Consider the following 20,494-nt stretch of genomic DNA (forward strand, 5'->3'; position numbering starts at 1 on the left):
TCCCCTCGCTGGCGAATTTGTGAAGGAGCGTTGTCTCCTTGCATTCATCTTAGAACGGATTCGGAAGGTTGAGTATTCCTCCGTTATTAACTTTCGTTATCACTTCTTAACTTGTTGCCCCTCTTCGGCGGTCGCTCCGGAAACGGATCGGCGTCGTCTTCGTGTCCTGCTTGAAGCGCTTGAAGAAGTGCTGCGAGCTGGAGAAGCCGAGCTGGTCGGCGATCGCGCTGGCGGTCTGGTCCGTCTCCAAGAGAAGCGACTTGGCCCGCTCCATCCGGACGGAGGCGATGAACGCAGACAACGGTTGTCCGTTCTCCCTCTTGAACCATTGGGACAAATATTTCGGATGATAATGAAAATGCCGGGCTACTTCTTCCGCCTTGCAGCCTTGTCCGATCGAGTCCGCGACATACTGCTTGACGCGGGCCATCACGACGCTGGTCCGATCCTTGGCCGGCTTGTTCATCCGAGGTCGGGCTCCCCCGAGGTGGCGACGGAGCCGGCGGATGGCGCCGCGTCGTCCAGCACCAGCACCCAATCCTCGCCGATGCCGGAAGTCGGCGGCTCGAACCGTCGAAGACCTCCGTTGGCGAATACGCCCGTGACGGCTGCCCATGCGCCGGAGCGCGGATCGAACCAGCGCGCGCGGACCGCGCTGCCCGAGATGAGGCCCATCCGCACCTCGAACGGTTGACCCGTCGCGCTGTAAATATACGCGTAGCTCTCGCCTCGCGCGGCGCGGATATGATCCGCGCCGGCAAGCGGATCGACGACGAGCGCTTGATCTGGCGCGAGCTGCAGGAACGGATGCGAATCGACCAGCGCGCGAAGATGCCGCATCTGTTCCGCTCCCGGACTGTTCAACGCGTCTTGCCAATGCGCGCTCGCGCCGCTATACGATTCGCGTCCCGCTTCCGGATCGTAGAACTGCCATACGCTCGTATGGCCGTACGTATGCCCGCATGCTCCGGACATCAGCTGCCAGTAGGCCGGCTGCCTGGCATCGTAATCGTTGAAGTAACCGAGCTTCTCGTTCCAGTTGACGGAATGGCCCTCGTACCGAGGCTCGATATCGAAGGTCGGCTTCGGCGGATACAGGGCATAATCTTTGGCGATCATGTTGTAATTATCTTGATTCCTGGCGAAATGCCCGGACTGATGCGTATGGAAGTCCAGCCACGAATCGTGATGGAACCAGATCGAGGAGGAGTACAAGCCTTCCGGGTGGTACGTGATCAGGTGGGCGCCTTCGTCCCCTTCGCGGAGCCCTTCGGCCAATGCCCTCCATACGTCGATTTTGCCGTACGGATTGCGGTCTCCGCCGAGAATCCACACGATGTTCGGCTGATTCTTATACCTTGCGCCGACGTAACGGCCGAATGCCCGCGCGTTGTCCCGGTTGAATATTTCCGGTCCTTTGGCGAACGGATTTCCCATGACCACCTTGTCTCCCCAAGTGGGGACGATGCCCATGACCAGACCGAGATCGGCCGCCTTCTGCACGACGAAGTCGACATGCTGCCAATAATCGTCTCCGTCCGCGTTCACCTTCGGGCGAGTCGGATCGTATGCGCCGGATTCGTCCCGATGGAGCGGCACGTGGCCGTATGCGTTCGGATCGCTTAGCCCGTTGTCTTCCGCGAGGATGGCGGCTTGCACGACGGTGAACCGTTGCTCGCTTCTTACCGTCAGATAGCGTTCCGCCTCTTCCCGGTTAAGGCGCTGGAACAGCCCCCATGCCGTGTCTCCCAAGTAGAAGAAGGGGCTTCCGTCTTCCTTCGAGAGGAATCTCCGATTGTCGGATACGTTTAGCATGCGCATATTTTCACCTTCCTGGTTGATTCTCTCATCTATGTCCGGTTTTTCCGCCATTCGTCGCCCCATATGCGGGAGCCCCCGCCGAACGCGTTACGGTATTCCTGGCGCCAATAATGCAGATCGTGAAGATTCAGCGCCGGCATGTTCTGCCTCCCCGCCTTCTCCGGCAGCTTCGGGAACGGCTTGTGCGGTTCGCTCTGGTACCAATAGGCGACCGTGGCCAAATCCAACGTCAGCACGTTGGCGTGGCCATGCTCGATGCTTGCCTTAAGCGACTTCTCGAAGTAGATCGGATCCTCCAGCAGGAACCGGTAGCAATGCGTGCGTCCGAGGAAGCCCGTCTGGCCGTTCACCCTGGCATAGCCGAAATACGGATGCAGATAGGGCTCGCTCGGGCACCAAGCGGAGTTGAAGAAGTCTTCCGTTCCCGTGCCGTGCAAGGAGAAGGGCCATGCCTCGCCGTCGATCCGCCACATGTCGTCGCCTTCTCCGTACCACATCGGACTCGGATTATCGACGTAATAATTCAGGCCGACGAAGTGTCCTTTGCCTTCGATATCGGCGAACACGTAATTGCGCTCGTCGCTCCGGTTCGCTTCTTGAGGCGCGATCTCCAGCCCTTCGTTCTCGCCCCCGTCGCCGTGGGATTCCGTCAGCTCCCGCCGCCACTGGGCATGGAACCGTCCCGCGTCGTCCGGCATGCCGTCATGCTCTTCGTAATCCACGTAGTAGTAGAACGATTCGATCGGCTGTTCCGACTCGTTCTCGATCGTAATGACGGCGCCGCTGCCGAACGGCATCGCGAAATAACAGTTCAGCGCGCTCCCCCTTGCCGGGGCGGCGGCCAGCGGCATCGAGACGAAGTTATAATACTCCCCCCAGCCTTGTCCGAAGAAATCTCCGATCGGCGATTCGACGCTCGGTTCGGTTTCCCCGTCCCAATACATCCGGAGGATCGCGTTGCGCCGGATCATCGGATCTTTCGTATTGATCGTGATCCAGATATGCCGAATAATGCCCGCTCCTTCGATGCGGGCGATTTCCTTCGTCTCGCCGGCGGAGATCGGAACGGAGTCCTTGTTTCCCCCGGTTCGGTCGTAGCTCGAGATCCGCTTCGAGCGGATCCCCTTCCGCAGCCGGAATAGCTCGTTCATCGCTGTCATCTTCCATCGCTCCTATTCGCCGCGCATCAAGGGCCCGAATTGTTCCATGAACTTCCGCAAGGCGAATTCGGCGTCCCCCTTCGGAAAATACTCAAGCCCGATATAACCGTCGTATCCTGTATCCTTAATCGCTTGCAGGACGTTGGCGTAATGAATTTCCCCCGTGCCGATCTCGTGTCTGCCGGGATGATCGGCGATGTGGAAATACGCGATCTCCTCCCGGTGCCGGCGAATCGTCCGGATGAGATCCCCCTCCGTCACTTGCTGATGATAGACGTCGTACAGCATTTTGACGTTGGGGCTTCCGACCGCGCGAACGAGGTCGGCAGCTTCGTCTGCCTTCTCGAGGAAATAGCCGGGGTGGTCGACGAGCGTGTTCAAAGGCTCCACGACGAGCGTGATGCCCGCTTCTTCCAGCAAGGGCGCCGCGGCCTTCAATCCGCCGATCAGGGAAGTGGCTTGATCCGCCCTGCTCGAGCCCGGGATGACGTCGCCCGTCTGGCTGATCAGGTAACGGCATCCGAGCCGACGCGCCGCGGCGATGCTCTCCCGAAGTCCGGTCAAATACGCTTCCCGCATCGAGGGATCGACCAGCGACACGAACTTCGTGCACACCGAGCCGATCTCGATGCCGTTCTCCTTCGCGACTCGCGACACCTCGTCGACGTCTTCGTTCCACCAGGTCCACAGTTCGAAGGCCGGGAAACCGAGCTCTGCCGATTTGCGGATTTTATCCGCCGTGGATAGATCCTTCGCGTTCAATGACGCATGTATGGATACCGAGAATTTCATCTCATGAACCGCCTTTCGCAGTTGAAGTTATTCGCCGAAGCTCAATACGACTTGCAAGTTGTTCTCCGTCCGGCGGTCCAGCATGTCGTAGGCGGCCGCAGCCTCTTCGAACGGCACGACACGGGTTACCAAGCCCTCCAGATCAAGCTTCCCTTGCTCCGCGAGGCGGAAAATCGTCTGCTCCATGCGTAATCTGTCCCAACGGTTGTTCAGCTCGGGCGCGACCGCGCCGATCTGCGAGCAGACGAGCTGAATCCGGTTATGGTGATACTCCTCGCCGAGGAACAAGCCTTCGGCTTGGCCTTGGTAGAACCCCGCGGCCACGACGCGGCCGTTATAGACGACGGACCGAATCGCTTGATGAAGCGCCTTCGCGAAGCCCGATATCTCGATGACCGTATCCGCGCCGCGGCCTCCCGTCAGCGCCCTTATTTCCTTCGCCACGTCGCGCGCGGCGCTGTTGATCGTATAGTCCGCGCCGAATGCCTTGGACTTCTCCAGACGATAGTCGTCCAGGTCGATCGCGATGACGGTCGCCCCGTTCTGCTTGGCCAACTGGGCGACCAGCTGTCCGGGCACGCCTTGTCCGAACACCGCGACCGTCTCGCCGACATGGATATGCGCATCCAGCACGGCGTTCAGCGCGATGCAGCCCATTTGCGAGAATATGCCGACGATCGGGTTGAGGGCCGGAGATAGACGGTGCTCGCGCGCGAATGGCGCCTTGACGATATGCGAGCTTCGATGTCCCCACGTACCGTAGATAAGCTCTCCCAGCTTCATGTCATTCACGTCCGGCGCGACTTCGGCCACCTCGCCGATTTCCTCGTACGCCCAACCCCCGACGACTGGATAGAGGGAGCTTGCCTCGTCTCTCGTCTCGAATAGCCGAAGCTCCTTGTTCATTACCTTGCCTACCATCGGATTCGTGCCTCGGTAAGCGGTCAGCTGCGTACCCGCGCTAATGCCGGAATATCGCGTCTTGAGCCTGATCTCCCCCGCGGCGAGCGGCCGTTCTTCGTACGTATCGAATCGAACGGAGCGTTGTCCGTCGAATACGAGCGCTTGTCCCATGCTCTTGTCCTCCAATGTCGTTAATCGAAATCGATCTGATCTAAATTGTATCAACGGCCGCAGGAGGCCGCTATTATCAGCTATTAACATCCGTTGACATCCATTGACTTTCGGCGCCGGTAACGCCGAAGAAGCCGCGCGCGCTTATCCGTGGAAGATAAGTCGCACGCGGCCAAGATCGGCATTGAATGGTTAGATCGGTCTGAACAAGATTTGTTTCTTATCCCGTACGGCCTGCTCCTCGTTCATTCGGAACAGGTCATGGAACGGTTCAAGCGCATGGCCCTTAGAGCCTTCGTCATTCGTGCCGGCTGTCGTCAGCCGATAGTGCCCCGGTTGCTCGCCCGGAACCGCCGCGTACCCGTCGCTTAGCAGAATCTCTTCCTCCGCGTCTCGCAAGCCGAGAACGAGGGCGCCGTAACGGAACGAGCGGTAAGCGCCCGGCAGCGCTTCGCTGCCGACGACGGACTCCTCGCGCAACCCGATGGCGAATCGGATCTCGATCGAGTGCCGCGCGCCTTCGACGACGACGAACTCATCGACGATGCGAGCCTTCCCGGTAACCCCGTCCAATAGAAGCGTCACGCTGTCGCGATCGATCCAATCCGGAAGGAAAATTCGCCATTGCCGATGCGTATTGCCGTCAATCCCGATGCGTAGCCGTCCCTCAAGCGGGAATCCGCTCTCGATGACGATGTTCGCGTCGCCGATTCCCGCGGCGGCGGAATGGAAGAACGGCACGGCGATCGTATCGTCGTCGACGAATAGCGTATACGAAGACGCTCGGGCTAAGCCGTCGCCGCCGCGCATCGTGCAGCACCACCAAGCCTCGAACACGTTCGCGAGCGGGTATAGATACGGCTCGCGCGCGCCGGAGCAGAAGTCGCAGCCGAAACCGCCATTCGGTCGTTGGCCGTGGCCGATGCCGTTATAATAGATCGCTTGCGCGTCGTTCAAGTAGCCGGTTCGACCGCTTAGCCGCCAGAGGTCTACCGCGACGAGGAACGAGTCCACGACGGCGCAAGGCTCCGTCCAATCCGGTCGGCCGAACCAGTTGTAGTTCGCGTAGTTTTCCGTCATTCCTCGGTCCGTATAGAGGGCGTATATCGTCTGCGCCCGTTGCAGGATCGATTCATCGCCGGAATCGTCGCAATAGCGGAGCATCCCTCTTAAGCCGGACAAAGTCGCATGCGTCTGCATCGACGCGGCAAGGAAATCGATGCCGGCGAAGACGCCGATCATCTCTTCGATCGTCTCGCCTAGCTCCGGCCATCCGAGCAATCGATAGGCATGGGAAGCACCGTCCAACATAATGAAGGCGCAGCCGATGTCGGTAGACAAATACCAGCCGTCCGTCATGCCGGACAACAAAGTACCCGACGCTTCTCCCGCGAACACGCGTTGATCCGGCCGCGCCGGATAACGCGCATAGGCGCCTTGGGTCGGAAGAATCAAGTTGCGCGCCAGCGTCTCGATACGCCGCAGCGTCGGCTCGTCCTTCGTCCATTCGTAATATTCGCACAGTGAGCGCAGGAACCAGCTATTGCCCGCCAGTTGCTGCTCGTCGATCTCGCCATGCGGAAGCGCCTTGCCGAAGTAGCCCCGATCGTTCAGCGCCCCGTCGATCCGGGCGATAATGTCCCGCATGTAACGAGGTTCTCGTCCCGTTCCCTGCGCAAGCATGACGAGAGCCAGCAGCGTCCGTCCCTCTTGATCGCCCGGCCAATCGTACTCGGGTACGCGATACACGCGTTCCGGGCGGAAGTCGTCCGCCTCCAGGCGAGTCAGGCTGGCTTCGATTCTATCGCGCAGCTCGCCTTGCGCTTGGATATTCCTCAGGTTGATCGCGTGAAGCGTCATCTGCTTCCTTCCTTTCCTTACAGCGGCTGACCGCTCTTCAAGTAGGCAAGCTGCCGGGGCGTCAGAACCAGATCGCCGGCTTGGCAGCTGTCCTCCAGATGTTCAAGCTTGTTCGGGCCGATGAGCGCGTACACGGGGAACGGCTGCGACACGAGATAGGCAAGCGCGACTTGGGAGCTGCTAACTCCGAGCGCGGCGGCGAGCTCCCGAGCCCGTTCCAGCCGATCGTAGCTCGTATCGTTCGCGTACATCGCCAAGGCGATAGACGATCGGCCGCCGCTCGGTTGCCGATTCCGGTCGTATTTCCCGCCGAAGAAACCAGACGCTTGCGCGGAGTAGGCGAAGACCGCGACCCCGGAGTCGGCGTACCAATCTTGCTCCCGATCGTCGATCGCCGCGTTATCCGGAGGCAGGACGGGATTCAGCGAAGCCAGATTCCAATGCGGCTGACTGCCGATGAACGGCGTGAGGCCATTCGCCGCGGCATAACGATTGGCCGCCTCGATCCGTTCCGGCGTCCAATTAGATGCGCCGACGTAACGGATCCGCCCCGCGATTACGTGCTCGTGCAGCGACTCCATAATGGCTTCGACGGACCGCGCGGGGTCGTCACGGTGCAGCCAATACAGATCGATCCGATCCGTCTGCAGCCGCTCGAGGCTATCGAACAGATCGCTTCGGATCGCTTCCTCGTCCAGTCGGGGGCGTGACATCTCGTTCAACGGCGGATGAGCGCCTTTCGTGGACAATACGATCCGGTCCCGCATGCCGCCGCGCTCTCGCAACCACGAGCCGACCGTTCTCTCGCTTGCTCCCGTCCCGCCCTCCGCCCAATCGCCGTAGACGTGCGCCGTATCGATCAGCGTCCCGCCGAGTTCGATATACCGATCCAACAACCCGAACGATCGTTCGCGGTCGAGCGCGGTGCCGAAATCGGCCGTGCCTAGTCCGATAACGGATGGCTGAAGCGTCGTTCCGGGAATGTGCCGAATTCTCATCTGCATGTACCTCCATCGTAGGGATTACGCCAAGTCCTTACAGTGTAACCGGAATCGTCTCTTCGCGCATTGTCCAAAGGTAAGAAGTTACGACGCGTCGCGGACATGAATAAGACTGCCGGTATTTCGCGGCAGTCTTGCGATGACGGGCTATTTGACCATGAACCGGCTGAGCGATTCCCGCAGCTGCGCCGATACCGCCTCCAACCTGTTCGACAGCCCTACGAGCCCTTCGCTGACGTTCAGCTGCTCGCTGCTGAGAGACGCGACCTCCTCGGAAGTCGCGGACGCCTCTTCCGCCACCGCGCTGACATTGCTCATCGCGAGCGATAACGTCGATTGAGCGTCCTCGAGCTGGCGGACGGAATCCGTCGCGGCGGACAGCCGCAGGGCGAAGTCGTTCATGTTGCTTTGCACGGCGCGGAAGATCAGATTCGCGTCGCGAACCGAGCCGATCTGCTCCCGGAAGATCGGATGCGCTTCGGACAGCACGTGCACCGTCTCGTCGATCTCGCGTTGGATATTCTCGACGATGTCGCCGACGATGCCGATCGATTGCCGCGATTGGTCGGCTAGCTTGCGAATCTCGTCCGCGACGACCATGAAGCCTTTGCCGGCATGGCCCGCGCGCGCCGCTTCGATCGTCGCGTTCAAGCTGAGAATGTTCGTCTGCTTCGTCAAGTTGCCGAGCACTTCCAGAATGCGGCGAATCGAGCCCGTGCTTTCCTTCAGCTTGTCGACCTTGTCCGCCATGGCGCGCGTCATTCGCTCCGTCTGCCCCGTCTTGTCGATCAACGCGCCCATATGATCGGAGCCGGTCCGGCTCGCTTCCTCGACTTCGCTCGCCGAACGGCCCATGCTCGCGTTCGAATCGATGACGGATTGCACGTGCTCGCCGATGCGTACCGTCAGATCGGTCCCTCTCTCCGATTCTACCGCCAAGTTCGTCGCCCCGCCTGCTATCTCTTCCGTCGCCGTGGCGATCTCCTTCGCGGCGCCGGCCGTCTTGCGAGACGATTCCGCGAGCATGGCTGCCGTCTCGAGCACCTCTTGCGCGGAGCGGTTCGTCCGGCTGACGAGCCCCGTAATCTCCTCCATCATCCGGTTGAAGCTATCGGACAGCTGCCCGATCTCGTCCCTGTTGCGAATCGAAGACCGGACGGTCAAGTTGCCCTTCTCTCCTTCGTTCATAAGCGTGCGCAGGCGAGCGAGCGGACGTCCGACCGTCAGCATGACGAGGATGCCGATGCCTACCGCGATAAGCCCGGCGACGATCGAGATCGCCCATGTTAAATTCCGGATCGCCATCGCGTCCTTCACGAGGAACGATACGGGAACGTTGCCGATGACGAGCCAGCCGTTCGTCTTGACGACGCCGACGGAGGATAACGTCTCCGTTCCGTTCACGTCGATCGTCATCGATCCGTTCTCCGCGGATCGCGGATACGGATATTCGGTACCGAGCTTCGCAGGATCCGGGCCGTACACGATTCGATTGTCCGGAGATACGACGTAGACGGCGCTGCCTTCGCCGAGCGAGACGCTGCTCATCTGCTGTTCGAGCGACTTCAGTTTGATCTCCATGATGAGATCATACTTGTGATCGACGTTGATCGTTCTGCCGAGCGTGAACGTCGCGTTCAGACGCATGCCGTCGATCCCTTTCGGCTGCGTCGGCAGCCAGACGACCTTTCCTTCGCCCGCTTGGATCGCTTGCAACATCGGCGTATCCCATATCTTGGACATATTCAGATTGCTGCTCGATTTGATTACCGGCTTGTCCTTCTCGTGAGGCAGCAGCAACAGCGATTCCAGCGTTGCGTCCGCGAGCGAGGCTCCGTTGATCTTCTTCGTGATCGCTTCGATGGCGTCGCCTTCTTCCTCCGTGCTGGCCGGCGCGCCGACGATTTTCAGATTCGCCATGAACGCCTGGTCGGTCACGTATTGAAGCGATTGACGCTCGTAGCCTTCGAACAGCAGCGCGAGCTTGCCGGCGTTCTCTTCCGTCGTCTGGTTCATCGCCTCCGCGACTTTCCGTTGAATAATGTCGCTCGACTTCGCGTACGAGAACCAACCGAGCGTGACGACGCACGCCAGCGTGCCGCAGAAGATGAGCAAGAACAGCTTCATGCCTACCGAACGCACCGGGTTTATCATTCGTTTGTCCATCATCGACCCGCCTACTCTCTATTATCGAATCAGCCTATACGCGGTAATTGTATATGGGCGCGTTCGGCCTCTACAATGAGAGGATTACAAACTTTACGGTGCGTCATTGGCGTGTCGAATTCGGTCGATTCGCATTGGCTATAATCGTCACGGCTTAATTTAATATTGCCACATATTCACAGAACGACGTTGCCGCTATAGTGGAGATATCCCCCGAAAACAAGCATAAACGTAAGACGCCGCTCCTAATGGAACGGCGCCTTACGTTTATATGCGAGTCTATTCGGTTGGCCGGCTTAAGCGACCGTGAACCGGCTGAGCGATTCGCGGAGCTTGACGGACACCGCCTCCAGCCTGTTGGACAGCTGGACGAGACCGTCGCTGATGTTAAGCTGCTCGTTGCTGAGCGACGCGACTTGCTCGGACGTCGCGGATGCTTCCTGCGCGACCGCGCTGACGTTGCTCATCGCGAGAGACAGCGTATTCTGCGCGTTCTCCAGATCGCGGACCGAATCGGTCGCCGATTCCAAACGATGCACGAAGCCGGTCATGTTGTCTTGCACGACGTAGAAGATTTGGTTCGCTTCGCGCACCGATTCGATCTGCTCTTGGAAGATCGGATACGCTTCGGACAAGACGGACACCGTCTCGTCGATCTCGCGTTGGATCTTCTCGACGATTTCGCCGACGACGCCGATCGATTGACGAGATTGGTCCGCGAGCTTGCGGATTTCGTCCGCGACGACCATGAAGCCTTTGCCGGCGTTGCCCGCGCGCGCGGCTTCGATCGTCGCGTTCAAGGACAGAATGTTCGTCTGCTTCGTCATGTTGCCGAGCACGTCGAGGATTTTGCGAATCGAACGCGTGCTGTCCTTCAGCTTGTCGACTTTCTCTACCATCGAACGCGTCATGTCTTCCGTCTGACCCGTTTTCTTGATCAACGTGCCCATATACTCCGAGCCTTTGCGGCTTGCTTCTTCGACTTCGTTCGCCGATTGGCCCATCTGTACGTTGGAGGTAATAACGGACTGTACTTGGGAACCGATCTGGATCGTCAAGTCCGTGCCCTTCTCCGACTCGACCGCGAGGTTCGTCGCGCCGTTCGCGATCTCTTCCGTAGCGACCGCGATTTCCTTCGCGGCGCCTGCCGTCTTGCGGGAAGAGTCCGTCAGCGACAGCGCCGTCTCGAGCACTTCCTGCGCGGACTGCGTCGTCTGGCGAACGAGGCTCGTAATCTCTTCCATCATCCGGTTGAAGCTGTCGGACAGCTGTCCGATCTCGTCCTTCTTGCGAATGGTCGAACGAACGGTCAGGTTGCCCTTCTCGCCTTCGTTCATGAGCGTGCGAAGCTGGGCGAGCGGGCGTCCGACCGTCAGCATGACGATGAGCCCGATGCCGCCCGCGATCAATGCCGCGAATAGCGAGATCAACCACGTTAAGTTGCTGATCGCCTTGGCGTCCTTGACCATCAGGGAAACCGGAATGTTGCCGAGTACTTTCCAATCGTTAAGCTCGATCACGCCGGCCGCCGATAACGTGCTCGTACCACTGAAATTGATCGTCTTCGAGTGGTCTCCCGGCACTTCGTACGGGTATTTTTGGCCTAATTGCTCTTCGCTCGGCCCGAATACGGTCGTGCCGTCGGTCGATACGATATACGTGCTGCTGCCTTCGCCCAAGTCCACGCTCGCCATTTGTTCCGTCAGCGCTTTGGCCTTGATCTCCAGAATCAGATAATAATCCTCGCCCTGGGACAGCTTCCGCCCGATAGAGAACGTCGGAGCGGTGCGTTTGCCGTCTAGTCCGCCGACTAACGTCGGAATCCATACGGCTTTGCCGCCGCCTTCGTCGATTTGCTTCAAGTACGGCGATTTCAGCACTTCTTCCTTCACGAGGGAGCTGCCCGTCGTCATGAACTGGCCGTCCGCTTCCTTCGGAATGAGGGAAATCGACTCGTACGTGCCGTCGGACATGACGATTCCGTTCATCTTCTCGGTCAGCTTGCGCGCCGTGTCGAACACCTCGTAGTCGTCCTTCGTAATGGACAGCGTGCTGAGCGAACTCATGAACGTGTTATCGGTAATGAATTGAAGCGATTGCTTCTCGTAGCCGTCGAGCATCAGGTTGATCTTGCCCGCCGTCTGGGTCGCCGTCTGGCTCGTCGCGTCCGCGACCTTCTGCTTGATGATCGAGCTGGATTTCGAATAAGAGAACAGGCCGAGGAACACGACGCACGCGAGAATGCTGCAGAATATGAGCAAGAACAGTTTCATGCCGACCGAACGAATCGGGTTTTCGAGCTTCGTCCCCTTCAGCTGACCGCCGATTTTTTTGGATAAAACGCTTACAGATTTGGCGCCTTCCTTCCATTTGACCGCATCCATGCGATCCCGCAACGATTTCTTCATCTGTGTAACACCCTCTTCTACGTAATGACGACTGACCTAGCTGCGACAAAAAAGGACTTATCGTATCGTTCTCGCCACGGCCGTTCGAAGACATTCTAATAAATGCCAACGATTGACTGTTAGAGAGAAGATTCGACAAGTCCCCACAAATTCCTCTTGTTTGTTAAAAATAAATTAATATAAATAATTTTTAACCGATGCGCTTACGCATCAAATCGAGCGCCTTCACCGGTTGGTCGACCTTCAGCCGAATGAGCTGCAGCGGATGGCGGGCGACCGTCAACGCGTTGCCGGCTTCGTCCGTCATATCCCCTACTTGCTGCTTGAACTGCCGACCGCCGGGGCCGATGAACTCGACCTCCATGCCGGGACGGAACGGGCTGCGCTGCTGCACGGTGGCGATGCCGGTCGCTTCGTCGTACGCGGTGACGATCGCCGCGAAGTCGTACGGAGCCGGCTTCTCTTCCGCTTCGTAGATATGCTCTTCGGCGCCCGGAACCGTATAGAAGAACCCGGTGTTCAAAGGCCGGTTCGCCGCTTTGCCGATCTCGTCCACCCACTCGCCGCGCAGCTCGTAATGCTCGGGATCGGCCATGTACGCGTCGATCGCTTGACGATACGCGTTAACGACGGACGCGACGTAGTGAATGCTCTTCATGCGGCCTTCGATCTTGAAGCTGTCCACGCCAGCCTCGATGAGATCGGGAACGTGGCGGATCATGCACAAGTCTTTGGACCCCATCGTGAACAGGTTCTGCCCCGGATCGGAGACGGACGTCTCGTCCGCGTGAAGATCGTACTTCCAACGGCAAGACTGGCAGCAGCCGCCGCGGTTCGAATCGCGGTCCGTGAAGTGGTTCGACAGCACGCACCGTCCGGAGACGGACGAGCACATCGCGCCGTGAATGAACACCTCGAGCTCGATTTCCACCCGGTTCTTCATCTCGCGGATTTCTTCCATCGTCGTCTCGCGGGCGAGCACGACGCGAGGCAACCCTTCTTCCTTCCAGAACTGCACCGCTTGCCAGTTCATCGTCGACTGCTGCGTGCTCAGATGCACTTCCAGCTTCGGCGCGGCCTTCAGCGCGACCTCCACGATCGCCGGATCCGCCGCGATGATCGCCGCGATGCCCGCCTTCTCCAGTTCGCGCAAGTAGTCGGCGATGCCGTCCAGATCTTCCTGGTGAGCGTAAATATTCGTCGCGACGAACACCTTCGCGCCGTACTTCGCCGCGAATTCGACCCCTTCGCGCATTTCTTCGAAGCTGAAGTTGTCCGCGTTCGAACGCAGGCCGTATTGCCGGCCTCCGATATACACCGCGTCCGCGCCGTAGTGAACGGCGAATTTCAGCTTCTCCAGGTTGCCCGCGGGAGCGAGCAACTCCGGCTTCTCGAGGCGCTGGCGCTTGCCGAGTCTCGAGCCGTTCTCCATCGTAAGTTGAGACATGTCTTCTTCCTCCTTTCCGTGCGATTAATACACTTGTTCCTTATACAAGAATCCGAAGCCGAGCTCGCGGTCCGGGCTCTGCAGCTTGCGAATGGGCGTCATCCACGATTCCTGGAAGCGATACGCGCCCGGCTCGTCGCGCCATGCGTCGAGAGCGGCCCGATAGCTTCGGAGCACCGTTTCATTGTATTCCTCGGACTTGAGAAGCGATTCCACGTAGAAGCTGTCGACGTTCGCCTCGATCAGCTCAGACAGCGCCTCGATCAGACAGATGTCGTCCGGGCTCATGACGTGCGTGCCGTTCTCGTCCTCGTACACCGGGTACTTCTCGTCCGGACGTTCCGTCTCGACGAGGAACAGCCCTTGGTCCGCCCCTTTGCGAATGAGCGTCGCGTCACGGCCGATGTGCTGGATATAGCTCTGCAGCAAGTTGCGGTGCGAGTGGTAGATGTTCGTCGTTCCGTGAACTTGAACCTGCAGCTCCATGCCGATCTTGCCGCGGAAGTCCGCGATCTCGTCTCCGTTCAGCTCGCGGGCGGCCACGGCGCGAACGGCGCCGCGCCGCGCCCAGAAGTCGGCTGCGGCCGAGTTCGTCCCCGTCATCTCGGCGTTCCAGTGCAGTTGCAGCTCCGGCGCATGCTGTCTTACGTTCAGCAATACGGCAGGATCGCCGAAGACGATCGCGTCGGCTTCCGACGCCCGCACCGCGCGCAAATAGTCGGGCAAGCCGTTCAGCTCGTCATTGCGGAACAGCTTGTTCACGTTCACGTAAGCTTTGGCGCCTAGACGATGCGCGAGCGATACGGCTTCCTTCAGCCGATCGGCCGGAATGTCGCCGGGCTGGCGCATGCCGTATGCCGCTTCGCCGATCAATACGGCCGAAGCGCCCGCGCGAATATAACGTTCGAGCTGTTCGATCGAACCTGCCGCGATCAGCAGCTCGGGAATTGTCGATGTCATTACGGATATCACCTCTGAAATCCTGAAGCCCGGCACGCCGCCGGGCTCTCCCGTCGCGCGGGCGAGCCGGCATTCGCATGACCGGGCTTAGGCGCGCCGAGAGGCGCGTCTTTCTTATTTTTTGGCGTTCTTCTCGTTCTTCTCGCTGATCTGGATGTTCTTCTGGTGCTGCTTATAGGTTACGGCGAACAGATGGGAATTGGTGCCGTCCTTCTTCGTAACGTAGTACATGTAGTCCGTCTCGTCCGGGTAGAGCGCGGCCTCGATCGACTTGTAGCTCGGCGTCGCGATCGGCCCCGGCGGCAAGCCGGCGTTCAAATACGTATTGTACGGGCTCTCCACCTTCAGGTCTTCCGTCAGGAGCCGTTCCTTCTGCTTGTCTAACAAGTACTGGATCGTCGCGTCGATCTGCAACGGCATCTTCTTGCGAAGACGGTTCTGGATGACGCTCGACACGATCGGGCGCTCTTCGTCGACGACGACTTCGCGTTCGATCAACGATGCGATCGTAAGCAGCTGATGCACGTTAAGTCCGCGCTCCTCGAGCGTCGCCTGCCATTCTTCCGGCAACTGGTCGAGCTTGCGGTCCAGCTCCGAGAGCATTCTGTTGATAATCTCGGATTCGGTGGCGCCGCGTTTGAATTCGTACGTATCCGGGAACAAATATCCTTCGAGCGGATAGCGCAACGACCCGTCCGCCGGCAACGCCGACGTCCATACGGAGCCCGTCCACTGCGAAGGCTGCTTCGCGGCGTCCAGGAATTTCGTCTTGTCCGCGGCTTTGGCGTCGGCAAGTCTCGCGGCGATCTGCTGCACCGTGAAGCCTTCCGGAATCGTGAACTTGATCGTGGCGGCGGCGACGATGTCGCCCGCGTCGAACTTCGCGACGATCTCCTCCCGCGTCATGCCCGGAGACAGCTTGTACACGCCGGCTTGGAACCGCGATCCTTCGTCCTTCAGCTTCATCCACGCGCTGAACAAAAAGGCGTTACGAATAAGTCCGTTCTCTTCCAGCAGCTCGGAAATCTTCTGCGCGCGCATGCCTGGCGTAATCGTCACCTCGATCGGCTCGCCCGACGCGGGCGGACGCAAGCCGTTCCACAAGTATAACAGCGCCCCCGCGCCGACGGACAGCACGATGCCGAGCGCGATCAAGAACGACCAGAGCAGCACCTTCGGCTTCTTCCGCGGAACGTAAGTCGTATTGCGGGACGTCGCCTTCGGAGCGGGCGCCGTCGCGGACGCTTGCGATACTTCCTCTTCCGCGGGAGCATTCGTCCTGCCCGGCGGATTCGGCTCCGGCTTCGAGGCCGCGCGCCGGCTGCCGAGACCGAGTCCCGGGAACGTCTGCGTATGGTCGTCGGTCGCGTCTTCCGGCTCGGCGACCAGCCGCTCCCGCAGCTTGTCGCGCTCCGCCTTCAGCGTCTCCAATTCGTCCTTGCCGTCTTTGTCGTCGTTCAATCGGTTGCCGTAATACGATTTCCAGCCGTTCGATTGCGACCCGTCGTCTCTTTCCACGCTACGTTGTCCCCTCCAGCAAGCCCATGCCGAGCGATGAATGGATAAAAAGAGCGGTCGCCCGCTCTCTCGATCCGTCCGTCATTAGGGCTGGTCGTCACTGCCAAATTGCATGTCGTCGTACGCTTCGGAGACGGCTTCCCATTCGTCGTCGTCCTCGACCGTCTCGAGCTGCACGTCGTCCTCTTCCCCGGAACCGAACGCGATCCGGAACACCTCGATCTCGCCTTCGCGTTCCATCTCTTTCGATTGCAGAATCGCGTACGTCTTGCCGTTCACAGCGAGCTCCGCCTTGATATGGTAAACGTCTCCTTCGCCGCTCAGCTCGATCGTATCGCCGAACAGCCGCTTCAACGCGCCGGGCTCGCTCACTTGTCGCCCTCTGCCTCGTCGAATTCGCCGACAAGCGTATTGAACGTCTCTTCGACCATATCCCATTCCGCGGGATCTTCGATCGGGAACAGCTGAATGTCGTCGTTCTCTTCCTCGTAACGGAACGCGAACACTTCCTGCTCTTCTTCCCCGTCGTCTTCGGCCGGTACGACCATGACGTATTTGCGGTCGGTGCCGTCATCGAGTTCGAACCTCATGATGACCTCGAACGCCTCTTCGTTCCCCTCGTCGTCGGGGATATAAATAATTTCCGCTTCTTCGTCGTGCAATTGATCGTTGTCGGCCATTGGGCTTTCCCTCACTTTGTTCTCGAGTCGAGATAACTTTGAAGCAGGATCGCGGCTGCCATCTTGTCGATGACCTGCTTGCGTTTGTTGCGGCTGACGTCCGCTTCGAGCAGCGTGCGTTCCGCCGCTACGGTCGTTAGCCTTTCGTCCCATAACTGGACAGGCAATCCTAGTCTCTGTTTGAGTTGCTCCGCGAATGCGATGCAATTTTCCCCACTAGGTCCGATCGAGCCGTTCATATTCTTCGGCAGACCGACGACGAGATTGTCCACCTCGTTCTGCTTCACGAGCTCGGCGATCCGAGCGAACTCGTCTTTGACGATCTTCCTGTCTATCGTTTCGGAGCCCTGCGCGGTCCACCCGAACGCGTCGCTGATGGCGACCCCGATCCGCCGTTCCCCGTAGTCCAATCCCATCGTGCGCATGTTTATCGGTTCTGCTGAAGGTAGAACCGGACGAGCTCTTCGATCAGCTCGTCGCGTTCCTTCTTCCGAATCAGGCTGCGCGCGTTATTGTGGCGGGGGATGTAAGCCGGGTCGCCGGACAGCAGATACCCGACGATCTGATTAATAGGGTGATATTCCTTCTCTTGCAACGCATCGTGCACGGAGAACAGAATATCGCGGGACGATAGCTCCTGGGGGTCTACCGCGACGTCGAACTTGACCGTCAGATCCATATGGTTCTTATCCGCTTGACTCATCGCCTGCACCTCGCTCTCATAATAACGCACAGGTACTTCATTGATCTCATCATATCATATTCCGCGGTGGACAGGAAATCACAGTCAAAATGCGCCGAGAGCGCGCGGACCGATTCGAGCGGTTTACTTCGACGAGGCTTGCGCCGAAACGAGACGCTCCGCCGCCGAGAGCGCTTCGCCAAGCTTGGACGGATCCTTGCCGCCCGCTTGCGCGAGCTCCGGCTTGCCTCCGCCTCCGCCGCCGCAGATCGCCGCCAGCTCCTTGATCAGCTTGCCTGCGTGAAGCCCTTGGCCGACCAAATCCGGCGTGACCGCGACGATGAGGTTGACCTTGTCGCCGTCCACGGCGCCGAGGGCGAGCACGGCCGATCCGAGCTTCAGCTTCAGCTCGTCCGCCACGCCGCGAAGCGCGTCCATGCCGACCGCGTTCACTTGGGCGGCGAGCAGCGTCACGCCGCCGACCGATTTCGCTTGGCCCGCGAGATCGGCGGCTTCCAAGCGGCTAAGCTTGCCTTGCAGCGATTCGTTGTCTCGCTGCAATTGGCGAGCTTCGGCTTGCGCCGCTTCGATCCGCTTCGGCACGTCCGCGACGTTCGACTTGAGCAGCGTTGCGGCCTGCTTCAGCAATTGGAGCTGATCGTCCAGGAATTGATAAGCGCCCTTGCCCGTTACCGCTTCGATCCGGCGTACGCCCGAGCCGATGCCGCCTTCGCTGACGAGCTTGAACAGGCCGATCTGCGAAGTGTTGCGCACGTGGCAGCCGCCGCACAGCTCGAGGCTGTAATCGCCGACGCGAACGACGCGAACGACGTCGCCGTATTTCTCGCCGAACAACGCCATCGCGCCGAGCGCTTTCGCTTCCGCGATCGGCATCGTGCGAATGTCCAGCTCGGTGCCGAGCCAGATCTGTTCGTTCACGCGGCGCTCGATATCAGCCAGCTCTTCGGCGTTAATGGAGCCGAAGTGCGAGAAGTCGAAGCGCAGGCGGTCCGGCTCGACGAGGGAGCCCGCCTGGTTGACGTGCTCGCCGAGAACCTCTTTAAGCGCCTTGTGGAGCAAGTGAGTCGCCGTATGGTTCTTGATCGTGTCGGCGCGTTCGGCCGAGTTGACGACCGCCGTCAGCGTATCCCCGACCTTCAGGACGCCCGCCGTCACCGCGACTTGGTGAATCGGTTGTCCGTGCGGCGCTTTGCTCATGTCGGTCACGGCGGCTTCCAAGCCCTGTCCGATCAACGAGCCGCGGTCGCTCGCTTGCCCGCCGCTCTCCGCGTAGAAAGGCGTGCGGTCGAGAATGACGAACACCTTCTCGTCCGTGCCCGCCGCGTCGGCGAACTTACCGTCCGCCACGATAGCCAATACCTTCGCCTCGACGCTCAGCGCGTCGTAACCGACGAACGCGCTAGGCTCCGTATAATCGGCGAGCGGACCGCCTTGCACCTTCATGCTGCCGGTATCTTGGCGGGCGGCGCGCGCGCGTTCGCGCTGCTCTTCCATCGCCGCGTCGAAGCCCGCGCGATCGACGGTCATGCCTTTCTCGGTCGCGTAGTCTTCCGTCAGGTCGAACGGGAAACCGTACGTATCGTACAGCTTGAACGCGTCCGGTCCGCCGATCTCGCTTTTGCCCGCCGCGCTAGCTTTGGCGCACAGATCGGAGAGAATGGCCAGGCCGTCCGTCAACGTCTCGTGGAACCGCTCTTCCTCGGTGCGGATGACCTTCTCGATGAATTCGCGCTTCTCGAGCACTTCCGGATAGTAGCCGCCCATCACTTCTCCTACGGTCGCGGTAAGCTCCCACAGGAACGGACGGTCGATGCCGAGCACTTTGCCGTAGCGGACCGCGCGGCGAAGCAGGCGGCGAATAATGTAGCCGCGGCCTTCGTTGGAAGGCAGCACGCCGTCGCCGACGGCGAACGTCACCATCCGAACGTGGTCGGCGATGACTTTGAACGCGACGTCGTATTCGGCGTTCTGCTTGTACTTGATGCCGGAGATGGCGCTCGTGCGCTCGATGTACGGCATGAACAGGTCGGTATCGAAGTTCGAGTCCACGTCTTGAAGGATCGACGTAATGCGCTCCAGTCCCGCGCCCGTATCGATGTTCTTGTTCGGAAGCGGCGTGTAGCTGCCGTCCTTGTTATGGTTGAATTGGGAGAAGACGAGGTTCCACACTTCGAGGAAGCGCTCGTTCTCGCCGCCCGGCGTGCAATCCGGGTCGGACAGATCGCCGTACTTGTCGCCGCGATCGTAGAAGATCTCGGTACATGGACCGCAAGGGCCTTCGCCGATGTCCCAGAAGTTGTCCTGAAGCTTAACGATGCGCTCCTTCGGCAGGCCGATTTTCTCGTTCCAGAACGCGTACGCCTCTTCGTCCTCCGGGTATACCGTGACGGACAGCTTCTCCGGATCGAAGCCGATCCACTGCGGGCTCGTCAGGAATTCCCATGCCCACGTAATCGTCTCTTCCTTGAAGTAATCGCCGATCGAGAAGTTGCCGAGCATTTCGAACAGCGTATGGTGGCGACGCGTCTTGCCGACGTTCTCGATGTCGTTCGTGCGGATGCACTTCTGGGAGTTCGCGATGCGCGGGTTCTCCGGCTTCACGCGTCCGTCGAAGTAGGCTTTGAGCGGAGCCATGCCGGCATTGATCCAGAGCAACGAAGGGTCGTTGTGCGGCACGAGAGGAGCGCTCGGCTCGATTTGGTGACCTTTGCTTGCGAAAAAGGCCAACCACTTGGCGCGGATTTCCGCGGCTTTCATCGGTTTCATGGATAGGTTCCTCCTAATGGCATTGAATTTGAACTTGGGAGAGCAACAAAAAAGCCCCTGAATAAATTCAGGGACGAATGTCTTCGCGGTACCACCCTGGTTATCGCGCCCGCATGGGAACGCGATCTCCTCGATCAG

At 59.6% G+C, this 20,494-nt stretch carries 17 protein-coding genes; all 17 read right to left on the reverse strand.

Features of this window, described 5'->3' with window-relative positions; all coding sequences use genetic code 11:
• Nucleotides 1–106: 106 nt before the first annotated feature.
• The 17 genes from ACFQZG_RS21735 to alaS all read right to left on the reverse strand — a co-directional run bounded on the left by ACFQZG_RS21735 (nt 107) and on the right by alaS (nt 20,347).
• Nucleotides 107–466: a helix-turn-helix transcriptional regulator gene (locus ACFQZG_RS21735; RefSeq protein WP_378156357.1), complete on the reverse strand. Its 360-nt coding sequence runs from the start codon at nt 464–466 to the stop codon at nt 107–109.
• Nucleotides 463–1,821, reverse strand: a complete 1,359-nt coding sequence (locus tag ACFQZG_RS21740; protein ID WP_378156359.1) for a glycoside hydrolase family 140 protein — start codon at nt 1,819–1,821, stop codon at nt 463–465. The genes ACFQZG_RS21735 and ACFQZG_RS21740 overlap by 4 nt, the downstream gene beginning before the upstream one ends.
• A gap of 29 nt (nt 1,822–1,850) precedes the next feature.
• Nucleotides 1,851–2,981: a glycoside hydrolase family 172 protein gene (locus tag ACFQZG_RS21745; RefSeq protein ID WP_378156361.1), complete on the reverse strand. Its 1,131-nt coding sequence runs from the start codon at nt 2,979–2,981 to the stop codon at nt 1,851–1,853.
• 12 nt (nt 2,982–2,993) lie between these two features.
• Entirely contained in the window at nt 2,994–3,773 is a 780-nt protein-coding gene (locus tag ACFQZG_RS21750) for a hydroxypyruvate isomerase family protein (RefSeq protein WP_378156363.1), read from the reverse strand.
• A gap of 27 nt (nt 3,774–3,800) precedes the next feature.
• Entirely contained in the window at nt 3,801–4,847 is a 1,047-nt protein-coding gene (locus tag ACFQZG_RS21755) for a zinc-dependent alcohol dehydrogenase (RefSeq protein ID WP_378156365.1), read from the reverse strand.
• Between the two features lie 192 nt (nt 4,848–5,039).
• Nucleotides 5,040–6,707: a glycoside hydrolase family protein gene (locus ACFQZG_RS21760; RefSeq protein ID WP_378156367.1), complete on the reverse strand. Its 1,668-nt coding sequence runs from the start codon at nt 6,705–6,707 to the stop codon at nt 5,040–5,042.
• Between the two features lie 17 nt (nt 6,708–6,724).
• Complete coding sequence (locus ACFQZG_RS21765; protein ID WP_378156369.1) at nt 6,725–7,705, reverse strand: aldo/keto reductase; 981 nt, start codon at nt 7,703–7,705, stop codon at nt 6,725–6,727.
• 150 nt (nt 7,706–7,855) lie between these two features.
• The gene (locus ACFQZG_RS21770) at nt 7,856–9,874 is read right to left on the reverse strand and encodes a methyl-accepting chemotaxis protein (RefSeq protein ID WP_378156371.1); all 2,019 of its coding nucleotides are present in this window, start codon (nt 9,872–9,874) and stop codon (nt 7,856–7,858) included.
• Between the two features lie 296 nt (nt 9,875–10,170).
• Entirely contained in the window at nt 10,171–12,282 is a 2,112-nt protein-coding gene (locus ACFQZG_RS21775; protein WP_378156373.1) for a methyl-accepting chemotaxis protein, read from the reverse strand.
• Between the two features lie 190 nt (nt 12,283–12,472).
• Nucleotides 12,473–13,729: a peptidase U32 family protein gene (locus ACFQZG_RS21780; RefSeq protein WP_378156375.1), complete on the reverse strand. Its 1,257-nt coding sequence runs from the start codon at nt 13,727–13,729 to the stop codon at nt 12,473–12,475.
• 24 nt (nt 13,730–13,753) lie between these two features.
• Nucleotides 13,754–14,689: a peptidase U32 family protein gene (locus ACFQZG_RS21785; protein WP_378156377.1), complete on the reverse strand. Its 936-nt coding sequence runs from the start codon at nt 14,687–14,689 to the stop codon at nt 13,754–13,756.
• Nucleotides 14,690–14,803: 114 nt separating this feature from the next.
• Complete coding sequence (mltG, locus tag ACFQZG_RS21790) at nt 14,804–16,207, reverse strand: endolytic transglycosylase MltG (protein WP_378156379.1); 1,404 nt, start codon at nt 16,205–16,207, stop codon at nt 14,804–14,806.
• Between the two features lie 84 nt (nt 16,208–16,291).
• On the reverse strand, nt 16,292–16,579 hold the full coding sequence (locus ACFQZG_RS21795; protein WP_378156381.1) for a DUF1292 domain-containing protein: 288 nt from the start codon (nt 16,577–16,579) through the stop codon (nt 16,292–16,294).
• A complete protein-coding gene (locus ACFQZG_RS21800) occupies nt 16,576–16,887 on the reverse strand; it encodes a DUF1292 domain-containing protein (protein ID WP_378156383.1) in 312 nt (103 codons plus the stop codon). The genes ACFQZG_RS21795 and ACFQZG_RS21800 overlap by 4 nt, the downstream gene beginning before the upstream one ends.
• An 11-nt stretch (nt 16,888–16,898) precedes the next feature.
• Nucleotides 16,899–17,312: a Holliday junction resolvase RuvX gene (ruvX, locus tag ACFQZG_RS21805; RefSeq protein WP_378156385.1), complete on the reverse strand. Its 414-nt coding sequence runs from the start codon at nt 17,310–17,312 to the stop codon at nt 16,899–16,901.
• Between the two features lie 2 nt (nt 17,313–17,314).
• Entirely contained in the window at nt 17,315–17,590 is a 276-nt protein-coding gene (locus tag ACFQZG_RS21810) for an IreB family regulatory phosphoprotein (protein WP_378156387.1), read from the reverse strand.
• A 123-nt stretch (nt 17,591–17,713) separates the two neighbouring features.
• On the reverse strand, nt 17,714–20,347 hold the full coding sequence (gene alaS / locus ACFQZG_RS21815; protein ID WP_378156526.1) for an alanine--tRNA ligase: 2,634 nt from the start codon (nt 20,345–20,347) through the stop codon (nt 17,714–17,716).
• Nucleotides 20,348–20,494 lie beyond the last annotated feature (147 nt).

The sequence above is a fragment of the Cohnella sp. GCM10027633 genome (genome assembly GCF_042675445.1).
Taxonomy (GTDB): Bacteria; Bacillota; Bacilli; order Paenibacillales; family Paenibacillaceae; genus Cohnella.

Bases quoted from the DNA above. Each gene is read 5' to 3' on its own strand.
- ACFQZG_RS21780 (WP_378156375.1), bottom strand. From the start codon at position 13,729: ATGTCTCAACTTACGATGGAGAACGGCTCGAGACTCGGCAAGCGCCAG.
- ACFQZG_RS21770 (WP_378156371.1), bottom strand. From the start codon at position 9,874: ATGGACAAACGAATGATAAACCCGGTGCGTTCGGTAGGCATGAAGCTG.
- ACFQZG_RS21760 (WP_378156367.1), bottom strand. From the start codon at position 6,707: ATGACGCTTCACGCGATCAACCTGAGGAATATCCAAGCGCAAGGCGAG.
- ACFQZG_RS21810 (WP_378156387.1), bottom strand. From the start codon at position 17,590: ATGAGTCAAGCGGATAAGAACCATATGGATCTGACGGTCAAGTTCGAC.
- ACFQZG_RS21800 (WP_378156383.1), bottom strand. From the start codon at position 16,887: ATGGCCGACAACGATCAATTGCACGACGAAGAAGCGGAAATTATTTAT.
- ACFQZG_RS21735 (WP_378156357.1), bottom strand. From the start codon at position 466: ATGAACAAGCCGGCCAAGGATCGGACCAGCGTCGTGATGGCCCGCGTC.
- ruvX (WP_378156385.1), bottom strand. From the start codon at position 17,312: ATGCGCACGATGGGATTGGACTACGGGGAACGGCGGATCGGGGTCGCC.
- ACFQZG_RS21755 (WP_378156365.1), bottom strand. From the start codon at position 4,847: ATGGGACAAGCGCTCGTATTCGACGGACAACGCTCCGTTCGATTCGAT.
- ACFQZG_RS21765 (WP_378156369.1), bottom strand. From the start codon at position 7,705: ATGAGAATTCGGCACATTCCCGGAACGACGCTTCAGCCATCCGTTATC.
- ACFQZG_RS21785 (WP_378156377.1), bottom strand. From the start codon at position 14,689: ATGACATCGACAATTCCCGAGCTGCTGATCGCGGCAGGTTCGATCGAA.
- ACFQZG_RS21775 (WP_378156373.1), bottom strand. From the start codon at position 12,282: ATGAAGAAATCGTTGCGGGATCGCATGGATGCGGTCAAATGGAAGGAA.
- alaS (WP_378156526.1), bottom strand. From the start codon at position 20,347: ATGAAAGCCGCGGAAATCCGCGCCAAGTGGTTGGCCTTTTTCGCAAGC.
- ACFQZG_RS21745 (WP_378156361.1), bottom strand. From the start codon at position 2,981: ATGACAGCGATGAACGAGCTATTCCGGCTGCGGAAGGGGATCCGCTCG.
- ACFQZG_RS21750 (WP_378156363.1), bottom strand. From the start codon at position 3,773: ATGAAATTCTCGGTATCCATACATGCGTCATTGAACGCGAAGGATCTA.
- ACFQZG_RS21740 (WP_378156359.1), bottom strand. From the start codon at position 1,821: ATGCGCATGCTAAACGTATCCGACAATCGGAGATTCCTCTCGAAGGAA.